At 39.3% G+C, this 12,719-nt stretch carries 11 protein-coding genes; 6 read left to right on the plus strand and 5 right to left on the minus strand.

All coding sequences use genetic code 11. The features are described 5' to 3' along the window. Window positions 1-568: 568 nt before the first annotated feature. From VB733_RS04550 to VB733_RS04560, 3 genes are all read left to right on the plus strand, one after another. Entirely contained in the window at window positions 569-1,165 is a 597-nt protein-coding gene (locus VB733_RS04550) for a photosystem I assembly protein Ycf4 (RefSeq protein ID WP_323338925.1), read from the plus strand. 443 nt (window positions 1,166-1,608) lie between these two features. After that, window positions 1,609-2,409 carry a peptidylprolyl isomerase gene (locus VB733_RS04555; protein WP_323338926.1) on the plus strand — a complete coding sequence of 267 codons (801 nt, stop codon included), beginning with the start codon at window positions 1,609-1,611 and terminating at the stop codon, window positions 2,407-2,409. 98 nt (window positions 2,410-2,507) lie between these two features. Continuing rightward, on the plus strand, window positions 2,508-3,680 hold the full coding sequence (locus tag VB733_RS04560; protein ID WP_323338927.1) for a beta-ketoacyl-ACP synthase: 1,173 nt from the start codon (window positions 2,508-2,510) through the stop codon (window positions 3,678-3,680). A 58-nt stretch (window positions 3,681-3,738) separates the two neighbouring features. On the opposite strand, the gene ftsH is transcribed toward VB733_RS04560, so the two are convergent. Both ftsH and VB733_RS04570 read right to left on the minus strand, forming a co-directional pair. Then, complete coding sequence (gene ftsH, locus VB733_RS04565) at window positions 3,739-5,676, minus strand: ATP-dependent zinc metalloprotease FtsH (protein ID WP_323338928.1); 1,938 nt, start codon at window positions 5,674-5,676, stop codon at window positions 3,739-3,741. A gap of 123 nt (window positions 5,677-5,799) precedes the next feature. Next, window positions 5,800-6,468, minus strand: coding sequence for a DUF1614 domain-containing protein (locus VB733_RS04570; protein ID WP_323338929.1), 669 nt, complete (start codon window positions 6,466-6,468; stop codon window positions 5,800-5,802). Between the two features lie 290 nt (window positions 6,469-6,758). On the opposite strand from VB733_RS04570, the gene VB733_RS04575 reads away from it, so the two are divergent. Together VB733_RS04575 and VB733_RS04580 are read left to right on the plus strand one after the other, a co-directional pair. Next, on the plus strand, window positions 6,759-6,950 hold the full coding sequence (locus VB733_RS04575; RefSeq protein WP_323338930.1) for a hypothetical protein: 192 nt from the start codon (window positions 6,759-6,761) through the stop codon (window positions 6,948-6,950). Window positions 6,951-7,086: 136 nt separating this feature from the next. After that, the gene (locus VB733_RS04580; RefSeq protein ID WP_323338931.1) at window positions 7,087-8,262 is read left to right on the plus strand and encodes an AI-2E family transporter; all 1,176 of its coding nucleotides are present in this window, start codon (window positions 7,087-7,089) and stop codon (window positions 8,260-8,262) included. 99 nt (window positions 8,263-8,361) lie between these two features. Here the strand turns inward: VB733_RS04580 and VB733_RS04585 are convergent, their stop codons facing one another. Then, complete coding sequence (locus VB733_RS04585; protein WP_323338932.1) at window positions 8,362-9,579, minus strand: phosphatase PAP2 family protein; 1,218 nt, start codon at window positions 9,577-9,579, stop codon at window positions 8,362-8,364. Window positions 9,580-9,808: 229 nt separating this feature from the next. On the opposite strand from VB733_RS04585, the gene VB733_RS04590 reads away from it, so the two are divergent. Then, complete coding sequence (locus tag VB733_RS04590; protein ID WP_323338933.1) at window positions 9,809-10,411, plus strand: cytochrome b; 603 nt, start codon at window positions 9,809-9,811, stop codon at window positions 10,409-10,411. A gap of 159 nt (window positions 10,412-10,570) precedes the next feature. Here the strand turns inward: VB733_RS04590 and VB733_RS04595 are convergent, their stop codons facing one another. Together VB733_RS04595 and VB733_RS04600 are read right to left on the minus strand one after the other, a co-directional pair. Then, window positions 10,571-11,458, minus strand: coding sequence for an alpha/beta fold hydrolase (locus tag VB733_RS04595; protein ID WP_323338934.1), 888 nt, complete (start codon window positions 11,456-11,458; stop codon window positions 10,571-10,573). A gap of 165 nt (window positions 11,459-11,623) precedes the next feature. Beyond that, window positions 11,624-12,622 (minus strand): mechanosensitive ion channel family protein, encoded by a 999-nt coding sequence (locus tag VB733_RS04600; protein ID WP_323338935.1) that lies wholly within the window; start codon window positions 12,620-12,622, stop codon window positions 11,624-11,626. Window positions 12,623-12,719: the final 97 nt, after the last annotated feature.

Genomic DNA, 12,719 nt, shown 5'->3' on the forward strand with positions numbered 1-12,719 from the left:
CGAACTATAATCCTCTTTTTTACTAAAATTTCAACGTTTTTCAGCAATTACCAAGAGTTGGTTTCCCTAACTTGGGCGATCGCCACGAGGAATTTACGTTTTTATTCTGACATTCTTTGTAGACACCAGTAAGGGTTAAATTTCACCCTGCTGGTAAGTGTCGAGACACTTGAGCCTACCAATATTATGAGAGAAGTTTAACCAAAAGTTATTTCTCTCAGGGTTGAGTTGCAAGCAAAGCTGCCACTGGAATAGTTTTCCACGTGCAGTAGCTTAATTGTTCTTAACTTATCACACTTAGTTCGAGTTTGCTCGACCGTTTACCTTGGCAAACGGGTATAAAACACGAAACCACCATTAATATTATGAATATCAGAATTTTTACAATTTGACACATGTTTTCTCAGAAATTTAATCCTGAGTTTTGATTTTGGGATTTTTAATTCAGGATTCAGGGTTCTGTATCCAGTGTTTTGTCAAGAAAATTGTTGCAGTCAACTTGCAATAAATCGTGAATAAATGGCAGACTTGATAGAGGGAGTTATGACACCCTCACTAGGATATTTAAATGACGGCTTCAACAAGCATAAACAAAGGCGAGTCGCCCAAAGGCGATAATTCTGTTTCGCCAGTTTTAAATCAAAAAGTTGTAGGTTCTCGGCGCTTCAGTAATTATTGGTGGGCAACCATCGTCTCAATGGGAGCGACGGGATTCTTCTTGGCAGGGATATCAAGTTATCTCAAAGTAAACTTACTGATCGTTACTGACCCAACTCAACTCATCTTTGTCCCCCAAGGGCTAGTTATGGGGCTTTATGGGACTGCTGGATTATTACTTTCTTTTTACCTTTGGTTGGTAATCCTCTGGGATGTGGGTGGCGGTTACAACGAATTTAACCGGGAAACCAACAAGATCAAAATTTTCCGTTGGGGCTATCCAGGTAAAAATCGCCAGATTGAGATTGATCTCTCTACCCAAGATGTACAGTCAGTCAGAGTTGAGTTAAAGGAAGGTTTAAATCCTCGTCGTGCTTTGTATTTACGTGTCAAAGGTCGGCGAGATATTCCCTTAACGCGAGTCGGTCAGCCCATATCTCTCAAAGCGTTAGAAGTTCAAGGTGCTGAATTAGCAAGGTTTTTGGGTGTGCCATTGGAAGGACTTTAAATTAATTACTTTTTTTAAATTTAGTAATTTGAGTTCTTGTCCCCCAATTGAACTTTGACGGACGACTCGATACTAAGGAATCATGTAAAAATAAGTAGTGCAAGCGTCTCGCTTGCTATTTCCCAAAGGTGGGCTTTCCGGCCCCGGAGTTTTCCGTGAAGAACATCTCCCCGGAAACTCCTCTCCACAGCACTTGCTTTAATTTATTTTGACACAAATACCAAGGCAGCCTTGAGACTGTAAAGAAGAGCCTAAAAGAGATTACAAAACGATGGGATAATCGAGATTGTCATCAAAAATCTTTAGAATTATTCCGCAGATGATGTCATGCCAGATTGAAAAATAGAAGGGATAAGGATGTTTTTGATAATTTATCTTTTCCTTTTTCCTTTCGCCTTTTTCCTTAGAGTATTAAGATACTCTGGTTGAGTCTGTAACTGGTAATGCGGTTGAAAATTCACAAATTTTTAGTAGCGTTTGTAGTTGTAAGTGCCTTAATGTTGTCTGGGTGTTCGACACCACCAGTAAATCCTAGTAGTGGTTCGCCAACTTCGACAGCGACAGAAGCGAATGCAGCAACAGAAGTGACTACAACAGCTACAAACGCAGAGGCAGCTACTCAGACTACCTCTGTAGCTCAAAATAACAGCGAGATTATTCCAGGAATGAACGATTTACCCAAACTTGAAGGAAAAGCAACGGTAGTAATGACCGTTAAAGGCTCACCCATCACAATTGAAGTTGATGGCACTAATGCGCCAATTACTGCTGGAAATTTTGTCGATTTAGTACAACGGGGTGTCTATGATGGATTGTCTTTCCATCGGGTTGTACGGCAACCCAGCCCGTTTGTAGTTCAAGGTGGCGACCCTAAAGGTAATGGTACAGGTGGTTTTATTGATCAGGCTACGGGAACTGAGCGACGCATTCCTTTAGAAATCAAACCCCAAGATGCTGATGCACCAATTTACGGCAAAACTTTTAAAGAAGCTGGTGTAACTAAGCCACCCGTACTTACCCACAAATTAGGGGCTGTGGCGATGGCGCGATCGCAATTACCAAACTCTGCTTCTTCACAGTTCTATTTTGCTTTGGCAAATATTGGTTTTCTTGATGGTGACTACGCTGTATTTGGTTATGTCACCGATGGAATGCCAATTGTAGACAAAATTCAACAAGGCGATAAGATTGAATCCGCAAAAGTTACTAGCGGTGCTGAAAATCTGAAGAATGGCGGTAAATAGGGAAAAGGGGAAAGAGGCAAGGGGAAAAGGTAAATTCCCAATTCCTTGTCAACAGTTTTTAATCCCCATTTCATACCACCTATTCTCTACTCTCCAAAATGGTTGTTGTTACTGGTATTGGTTTAGTCTCGGCACTGGGTGAGAACCTAGAGACAAGCTGGCAAAATTTAATTGCAGGCAAAACTGGAATTAAACTCCATCAACCTTTCCCAGAACTCGAACCGCGTCCACTAGCCATGATTGCGGATCAGCCAGTTGAGTTACAAAAGTTAACTCGGCTGGTTGTTGATTTTGCCATCCAAGATGCCGGTTTGATTTTGCCTTTAGAAGATTGTGGTGTGGTCATTAGTTCGAGCCGTGGCTTTCAGTCTGTTTGGGAAGGAATAATCAGGGAGCAAGAACAATTCAGAATCGAGAATTATGAACCCATAAACAGTCAAAATTGTCAAGCGAGATTAGGAACTTGGCTGGACACTTTGCCCCACATGAATGCGATCGCCACAGCCCGACAGATTGGGGCAACGGGTATTGTCTTAGCTCCCATGGCTGCATGTGCGACGGGTATTTGGGCGATCGCCCAAGCGGCAATGTTAATTCAAACTGGACAGTGCGATCGGGTGGTTGCCGGGGCTGTGGAAGCACCAATTACACCACTGACAATTACAGGTTTTCAGCAGATGGGGGCTTTGGCAAAAACCGGGGCATATCCTTTTGATCAAAACCGTGAAGGATTGGTTTTGGGTGAAGGTGGTGCAGTATTTGTTTTAGAGTCGCAAAAATTAGCAAAGGCACGTCAAGCCAAGATTTATGGCGAAATTCTCGGTTTTGGTTTAACTGCTGATGCTTACCACCCGAATGCTCCAGAGCCGGAAGGTAGAAGTGGGATAACTGCGATTAAGCAATGTTTGGCACGAAGTCATTTAAAACCAAGGGATATTGATTATATTCATGCCCACGGAACTGGGACAATACGTAATGATGAAGTCGAAAGTCGCGTGATCGCAAAAATAATGAGACATCGTCCCTACGTGAGTTCAACTAAAGGTGCTACAGGACATACAATTGGCGCTTCGGGTGCTTTGGGTGTGGCATTTTCATTAATGGCTTTACGCAGTCAGCTGTTACCACCTGGGGTTGGTTTGCGGAAATCTGGTTTTGACTTAAATTTAGTCAAAGAATCAGGTGTTGATAAAATCAATCATGTCATGTGTCTAAGTTTTGGATTTGGTGGCATCAATGCAGTCATAGCATTAGGAAATGCATACAATTAGAGACGCGACATGTCGCGTCTCTGAAAAAGACTATTTACTGAACCTAAGTTAATACCAATTAACGCATCATTGTTTGCATTAATGGTTTATCTTGGTCTAACTTCCCATTAAGTAACCATTCTGCCATTTCCGCAGGTGCTTTAGCAGTGTCCAATTTAGAACGTAGGTCATTACCTTCCAAAACTTCGCGTTGCAACAACTCCTGTGCAGTTGTCTCCAACAATTCACGGTTTTCTTGCAGAATTCTCAAAGCGATATGATGGGCATTATCCATAATCATCTTCACTTCGCGATCGATTTCTTCAGCAACTTTGGGACTAATTGATCTGCGAGGGTTGCCATAACCTTCGATGAACTGCTGCTGCACCTTTTCAAACGCCACAGGACCAAGTTCGTCACTCATCCCGTACACAGTAATAAAGCGTTCTGCCAACTCAGTTGCTTTTTGGATGTCATCGCTAGCACCAGTAGACACCTTACCAAAGATAGTTTCCTCAGCCGATCGCCCACCTAAAAGTGTCGCAATTCTACCGCGAATCTCATCTTCAACCATCAAGAAGCGATCTTCTTCCGGCATTTGGATTGTGTAACCTAGGGCACCAACTCCACGGGGAACAATCGAGATTTTTTCAACCTTACCTGCTCCTGGCATTAATGCCCCAATGATGGCATGTCCAACTTCATGGTAAGCAACAGTCTTTTTCTCAGTTTCGTTTAAGACACGCGATCGCTTTTCCAGTCCAGCCACAACCCGTTCGATTGCTTCGTTAAAGTCAGCCATTTTTACAGCTTCACGGTTGTTACGAGCCGCCATGAGGGCAGCTTCGTTAACTAAGTTGGCTAAGTCGGCTCCAGCAAAACCAGGAGTTCTCGTACCAATGATTGCTAAATCGACATCTGCATCTAATTTAACATTACGAGCATGGACTCTCAGTATTGCTTCCCGACCTATTTTGTCGGGACGGTCTACAACTACTTGTCTATCAAAGCGTCCAGGACGGCGTAAGGCTGGATCAAGGACTTCAGGACGGTTGGTGGCAGCAATAATAATTACACCCGTATTGGCATCAAAACCATCCATTTCGGTAAGTAACTGGTTCAGGGTTTGTTCGCGTTCATCATTGCCACCATAAAAACCACCGCTACCTGCACGGGATTTGCCTAAAGCATCCAACTCATCAATAAAGACAATACAGGGAGCTTGTTGTTTTGCCTGTTCAAATAAATCGCGAACTCTGGCAGCACCAACACCGACAAATAATTCAATAAATTCCGAACCAGAGATACTAAAGAAAGGAACACCAGCTTCACCAGCGATCGCTTTTGCCAGTAAAGTTTTACCAGTACCGGGAGGACCAACTAACAAAGCACCTTTGGGGATTTTTGCACCCAAGCGTGTATATTTATCGGCATTTTTCAGGAAGTCAACAACTTCTTCGAGTTCGACTTTTGCTTCTTCAATCCCGGCAACATCACTAAATTTGACTCCAGTGCTACCTTCGGAATAAATTCGCGCCTTGCTTTTGCCCACAGTTAAAGCCGCAGGTCCACCGCCTTGACGGTTGAGGAAAAAGCCCCAAATGCCGACAAAAATCAACGGTGGCACCACCCAACTAATCAAAGTCCCCAGCCAACCATTTTCATTAGGAGGAGGTGCTGCAAATTCGACTTTATTGTCCCGCAAAATCCTAGGTAAATCTAAATCAATGGCAACAGGCGTAGTTTGAAATACCTGTTCTACCTCTTTTCCTTCCGGAGTTTGGGTTTTGATCGAATATTGAATGCGATCGCTACCAACAATGGCTTTATCAACTTTACCCGCTTGCACTTGTTGAATAAAGTCACTGTAAGGAATTTGTGCTAATTTGGCTCCAAAGAAGTTGGGAACTATGAGATTTAGAACCAACAGTAATGTCAATAGGATTAACAGGCTACCACCGAATTGCCTAATCTTTGGAGGCTTGATTTTATTCTTATTATTAGTATCGACTGGCACTTATATAACCTCCTGATTTATTATTAGTTAGTAGCTAATGGTAAATATTAATAGTCAATATTGGTTCGGGCAATTAATTACCTATTAACTATTACTAATCATTTATGACCAATTAACTATTAACTATGTAAGTAAAACTGCAAACAATCCGCATAATGCAATCCCATCAAACACACCCGCACCACCAATACTCAGAACTCCAGAACTCATACTTTGAATATCTCGTAAATGCAATAAATCTGCACCTATTAAGGTTCCCAGCACTCCACCAGCAAAAGCAACGGGTGCTGCATGGGGTGTAGCTAATAACATTGCCGATAGAGAAGCTGCTAAAGGAGCTAGTAAGGGGTTCATTTGGATACCAATACCAGGTACAACTCTGGCTGCATAGTAACTCACAACCGTCACTATTAATGTCACCAGCAAAATAGCGGCAATATTACCTTGAGTAAATTGATACAGGGCGACTAAAACCGGAACAACTCCTCCACCGACATTGATAGCGACTACTGTAGAACGTCTGATATGTCTTAACGGAATACCCCAAAATTCGCGCAGCCACATATCTGCAAATCCATCGGTAACTTCAATTGCAGATTCGGTACGGTATAAAGGAATATTGATTGTGCTACCTAAAATAATTAGAGCTAGCAAAAGCAAACCAACGCCGGGAGCAAATCCTAATTTGGTGACAGCGATTTCCACCACATTTAAAGTTACTGCAAACCATAAAAAAGGTATGAGCAGCAATAACAATATAAATAGTAGTAACGAAACAGGAAGGTAGAACATGGGAATTTTTAGATAAATTCTATTAACATTCACCCAAATAAACCTGTAACTCGCATCGCCTTTCCGAGAGACAATATGAATTGTCTTTTGTTAGTAGTTAATAGATGGTGCTTGCCACAGAGTTAGCATTCATGTCAATGATAAACAAGTAATTACCAGATAAATATGAGAGGTTTGTAACAGAATGTGAACTAAGCCTATTCTAAAAAATAGATAGCGAAATTGACTTTCGTGTCTACCCCCCATAAACAATGTGTATAGCCGTACTTTAGTCGTAGTGGATTTAGTGTATGAATAACCAGTTTGGATTTCTCGCCAAAGTTTTATTACTCTCAGTAGTTCTTTCACTGTTCATCAAGTATGTTGCCCCAACCGTTCCCATCCCAGAAAGTGACGTTAGTGCATTAATTCTAGTTTTATCTCCAACTGTAATTATGGCTGTTTTATTGGGTGTTCGGTTTCGGGCAGTAAGGAACTTGTAATTGCCTGACTTCAGTTCCTGGGGAATTACGAATTGCGAATTACAAATTACGAATTACAAATTAACTGCTAGCCTAGCTAAGTTACAGCAAAATTAAGCAAATAACTGTTCGCTAAGTTTCAGGAAGGGGTAAGGACTTGAATTTAGGTCAGTGGATTGGTTTGATAGCCATTGTTCTTTCTTTGTATATTCTGTGGCAAATTCGGGATGTGCTGTTGCTGATGTTTGCAGCAGTCGTAATTGCGACTACGCTAAATCGCCTGGCAAAAAGGTTTCAGCGTACTGGGATGAAGCGTGGGTTAGCTGTGCTGATTGCAGTCAGTCTCTTTTTTGGGGTAATTGTCAGTTTTTTCTGGATAGTTGTACCGCCTTTTATCACCCAGTTTCACGAACTTACTTATCGAGTTCCCAAGGGATTACAGGTTTTTAATGCTTCCTTAGATAACCTGAAAGCTGGGGTTCCACCGCAGTTAGCCCCCTACATACCCGATATTGACGGTTTAATTAAACAAGCACAACCTTTTGTCAATAAAGCTCTAGGAAATTCACTAGCATTTTTATCCGGTTCCCTAGAAGCTGTTTTAAAAATTTTGTTGGTATTGGTGCTGACAGGAATGTTTTTAGCCGACCCGCAAGCGTATCGTAAACTATTTATACGTCTGTTTCCATCATTTTACCGACGCAGGGTAGATGGGATTTTGGATAAATGCGAGCTTTCTTTGGAAGGATGGGTAAGTGGTGCTGCGATCGCTATGCTATATGTGGGAGTAACGAGCATGATTGGTTTGCTCATTTTAGGCATACCTTCAGCTTTAGCTTTATCAGTGCTATCGGGTTTTATGAACTTGATTCCCAACCTAGGTCCCACAATTAGTTTAATACCTGGACTGGCGATCGCATTATTAGATGCCCCTTGGAAAGCGGCTGCTGTATTTGGTTTGTATTTTTTGGTGCAGCAAACGGAGGGCAATTTCATCACGCCAATGATTATGGCACACCAAGTTTCGCTGCTACCTGCGGTGACATTAATTGCTCAATTATTCTTCTTAACATTTTTTGGACCTCTGGGTTTATTGCTCGCATTACCTTTAACTGTTGTCGCTAAAATTTGGACACAGGAAGTATTAATTAAAGATGTTTTAGACGAATGGGGTAAAAAGCCAGAACGTGAAACTGAGTTTATAATCGTGCGCGATGATTTTTCGGAGCCATCTAATCTGAAAGGTGAAAAAGTCGTCTCAGAAAATCATCCTAGTAGCGAAGATGAACCACATATTGATAATATGCATCAGCAAGATTTAACAGACAATTAATTCACAATACTTGTAAGATATTTTTGTAAAAAAATAATATCCTCGACCGATAAAAGAAGTTGGGGATATTATTTTTGCTAAATGCATACACATTTATGATTACGCTGTATAATTTCCCCGTAATTCTAAACCTCGCAAACAAGCCATTAACCACAACAAACCAACTGCATAACCAACAAGTACATCAGTTGCCCAATGTACCCCTAAATAAAGACGACTAAAACCAATTGCTAAAATTAATAAGGCTGTTAACGTCAAAATTTGTTTCTTATATTGTGGATATTGATTAGCTAAAACAAAACCAAGAAATCCATAAATAACCAAGGAAACCATTGCATGACCACTAGGAAAACTGTAATATCCGACATCAACAATATGCTTCCATAATGCTGGACGTGCCCGCGCAAAAACTCCTTTCAGAAGATAGTTCATACCAATTGCAGCAACTGCGGCTATCATCAAATTAGTGACTAGTGGGCGGCGATTATCAGATGGTGTCATCAGACTAAATCCTGAGCAAACTACAACCAAAACTAATGGTTCACAAAGAGAAGTAATTGCAGTCATAATGTGGTTTAGTAATGGTGTATGTGTTTTTTGAACTGCTAATAAAATGATTTTATCCAGACCATATAAATGTATTAATGCACTGACACTTAAAAGAGTTAAAGGAACTGTTGATGCAAAATTAATATTTGTTAGTAGTTTATTAATTTGTTTTCTTACCAAAATAAAAGGATGTAAAAAAATATGATTAATTGGGTTAATTAAGTTTATTTTTTGGGATTTTATTGTTTTTTTACTTGGGAATTTCTCTGAATAGTAATTATTGTTATTCTCATTGTTAATAAATATATAGTTTAAGCTCTTTTGTAAGTCTAAATTAACTGGTACAGAAACTATTTCTTTTGAGCTTCTTACTTCATTAACAAAACTAAATATATTAGATACATCAAATACATGATTAGATAATGACTGAAATTTACAATTTTCTGAGTTTGTACTGAGAGAATTTGAACTTATAAAAGTTCTATTAATCTGTTTGATGTAATCTAATAAACAAGTTTTAATCAGGTTAGCAATTAATTGCCAACTTTCATTTGGATGAAAAAAAACAAGTATATTGCCTGTTAAATCGTTCGCAATAGCTTGAGATATAAATTCTGATTTTGATAATTTCAATTCTAAATTTTTTTTAATAGATTTATTTCCGTCGAGCCATTTTACCTTAAATCTTGCTCTTCCCTTTACAGATGTATGTATGGCTTGTACTAAAGAATTTTCTAAATTAAGATGCTGATAATTTTGTGAAATCATTATTTAATACCCCTACTGTCTATCAATATTTCATAGGAGAACAGGTTTAAGTATAACGCTAACCTGAAGGCTCTGAGACTACTTATCAACTAATCCTTAATACCAAAAAACCGATTTCTTGTATTTAAGCATCCAGCATAATTCTAGTTATTTGCGGAACATACGAAACTTACAGGTACTAAAATATGTCAAGTAAGTAGTATAAATATCTAGAAGCCAGGGTAGTTTTATGAGTGCAACACAGTCAAGTAAAATAGATGCGAAGAAATCTAGATTCAACTCAGCCTTCAAAGATTTAATGTCCGTACATTGGTGGATGGCGGGTTGCTATTTAGTTATCTTTGCGACTGGTTCGTTTATGGCAAACTTGGAGAGAGAAGTATCTTTCCGCGCCCAGCTATATGACTTTCATAAATCCATTGGTGTTTTAACAATGGGATTACTAACCTGGCGGATATTCACTTTGCTGCGGGTATGGTGGCGTAAATACACCAAACGCACTCCTAAACTGACACGCGAATGGTGGCAAACCTTTATATTACACTTTAGCCTTTATCTGTTCATGTGGGCTGTGCCGATAACTGGCTTTTTGCTATCAAATTCATTTAAACAAAATAATGTTAAATTTTTTGGTATTGTTTTACCCGATATTTTTCCCCAAAATAAAGTAATGGTAGATATTGGGCGTAGTTTACATTTTTGGCTTGCTTATACGTTTTTAGCCTTTATCATTTTGCATATGCTGGCAAATTGGAAAGTTGTACGTGCAAATTGGAAGAGATTCACTAGTTTCATCAATAAAAAGTTAGGCAATAAAAAAGCATCCGCATAACATAAATATCACATAATTGTAGAGGCGCAAAGCTTGGCACCTCTACAGTTATATGTATTGCCATCTCCTCAAATACAAATACTTTGAAAACTGTTTCGCAAGGTTTTTGAAATTACTTTTTGGCTGGATTTGTCGAAAAAGAAAGCGGGTTTTTAGATGTTAATAGTTCTGTAACCAATTAATAATCTCTAAATTAACTTTATCTGGAACCTCGTCATGGGGACAATGTCCAGCACCAGGAATAGGAATTATTTTAATATCCTTGCCTGCGGTTGCAGCTTGTTCGTAAATTTTCGCCCCAGTAATTGGTGTCCAAGGGTCATCTGCACCCCATAATACCAATAGGGGTGACTCAACTTTGGGTAATAATTCATTTGGGCTGTCGCCAGGAGGAGCTGAAAGTATTGATGCAAATACTTTTTGTGCGCCTTCATCACAGGATGGTTCGTACAATAAGTCTACCAACTCATCTGTGACAGCGTTTCGATCGCGATATACTTGATACAGTGTGCGACGTATCTGATGTTTTTGACGCACCCGATTAAATACAAATTTTCCTGTAACTGGATGATTCACTAATCGATTAAATGCTGACATGACAATCCGTAATGGTGGATTCAATTCATGGGGACGATGGTTTAAACCACCCGCACAATTGATTAACACTCCACTGGCAGCGATTTCTGGGTGTTTTGCTAGCACTGTCAAGCTAATCAACGCACCAATCGAATTGCCAACGAACACCGCAGGCTCTTGAAGATATTCACTACAAAAATCCTTGAGTAATTCTACCCAAATATCAATATTATAGGCGATCGCAGCTTTTTGGGAAGCACCAAAACCCAGTAAGTCAATGGCAAATACCTGGTAGCCAGCATTGGCTAAAACTGGAATATTCTTGCGCCAATGTCCGATGGAAGCGCCAAAACCGTGAACTAGGACGATTGGTTTTCCCTTACCTTGAACTGCATACTGAATTTTATAACCTTGCCAAGTCCAAAAGTGTTTTTCAAACCTATGTTGTGCTGATAAATTATCGATAATCACGGTGAATATGAAAATTCCTTAATTATTTCCATATTCATAATATCAGGTTATTCTTGATTGCTAACGAGAAAATATCAAACCATTCTCAATCCCCAATTAGCGGTAATATCCCCAACTTATTCTCAATCATGCAGGGATATTGACTGTAGTAATTGATTAAGCTAATTAAGCACTAGTCGGCAGAGTTTTAATGCCTTCAATTTTAAATCTTTTATGTAAAGCCTTAATGAACAGATGTCGAGCAATGCGTTGATCAAAAAAATCATTGACTCGCATAAAAACAGTAAAATCAATGCTTGTTTCGCCAAACTTTTGAAAGCGAATAAAAGGTTCATGTACAACTAATTTTGGTGATACTTGTTGCATCACATCTTTAGCAACTTCTACTGTAATTCGTTCGACATTTTCCAGATCACTATCATGATTTACTCCAACATTTACTGTTAAGGTACTCTCTTTTGCTAAAAGATGACAATTGATGAAAATTGCAGATGCTAACTTGGAATTAGGCACAATAATGGCATTGTTAGAGACTTCACGAATGGTTGTATTTCGCCAAGTAATATCAGTCACATAACCTTCATGACCACCATCTAATTTAACATAATCTCCAGTACGAACTTGCTTAGAAAAAATTAAGTGAAATCCAGCAAATAAGTTTTCCAAAGTATCCTTCAATGCCAAACCAACAGCTAAACCACTAATCCCTAACGTAGTGATGATTGGTGTAATTTTTACTCCCAATGTTTGCAGGATAATTAATGTGCCCAATCCGAAAACAGAAGTTTTGGCAATATTAGAAAATAAAGAAGCAGAATTTCCTCCTGTTTTGCGAATAAACAGATTAATAAAATTCGAGGAGAGACGAGCTAAAACTAATGTTACCGAATACAGAAAAATCGTAAAAAGAATCTTTTGGAGAACATCCAAATTAACCCCATGATTCACATGGGGATGAATTAAAATTGCGCTAAAACAACCAGCCAAAACAAACCAGAGAAATATCATCCGGTGAAGCGATCGCATGATAATTTCACTACCAGGTATTTTTTTACGGCTCGAAAAATTCTTTAATCTCTCGTAAATAACTTTTTCGCCAACTATTCCTGCCAGTAACCCCAGTAAAATAAACAATACTGGTAAAATCCATTGTATGTTTGTCATTGTCATCATTGTCAGGAACCTGATATATGAACTCAAACTAATCTCACTTTTTCGAGAACCAAATTAGGATTGTAATACTACCAGTAAAACACCGCTA

The organism is Calothrix sp. UHCC 0171 (genome assembly GCF_034931845.1).
GTDB lineage: Bacteria > Cyanobacteriota > Cyanobacteriia > Cyanobacteriales > Nostocaceae > Brunnivagina.

Coding starts and splice junctions, on each gene's coding strand:
- VB733_RS04550 (WP_323338925.1), top strand. CDS start 569: ATGACGGCTTCAACAAGCATAAACAAAGGCGAGTCGCCCAAAGGCGAT.
- VB733_RS04555 (WP_323338926.1), top strand. CDS start 1,609: ATGCGGTTGAAAATTCACAAATTTTTAGTAGCGTTTGTAGTTGTAAGT.
- VB733_RS04560 (WP_323338927.1), top strand. CDS start 2,508: ATGGTTGTTGTTACTGGTATTGGTTTAGTCTCGGCACTGGGTGAGAAC.
- VB733_RS04570 (WP_323338929.1), bottom strand. CDS start 6,468: ATGTTCTACCTTCCTGTTTCGTTACTACTATTTATATTGTTATTGCTG.
- VB733_RS04575 (WP_323338930.1), top strand. CDS start 6,759: ATGAATAACCAGTTTGGATTTCTCGCCAAAGTTTTATTACTCTCAGTA.
- VB733_RS04585 (WP_323338932.1), bottom strand. CDS start 9,579: ATGATTTCACAAAATTATCAGCATCTTAATTTAGAAAATTCTTTAGTA.
- VB733_RS04590 (WP_323338933.1), top strand. CDS start 9,809: ATGAGTGCAACACAGTCAAGTAAAATAGATGCGAAGAAATCTAGATTC.
- VB733_RS04600 (WP_323338935.1), bottom strand. CDS start 12,622: ATGACAAACATACAATGGATTTTACCAGTATTGTTTATTTTACTGGGG.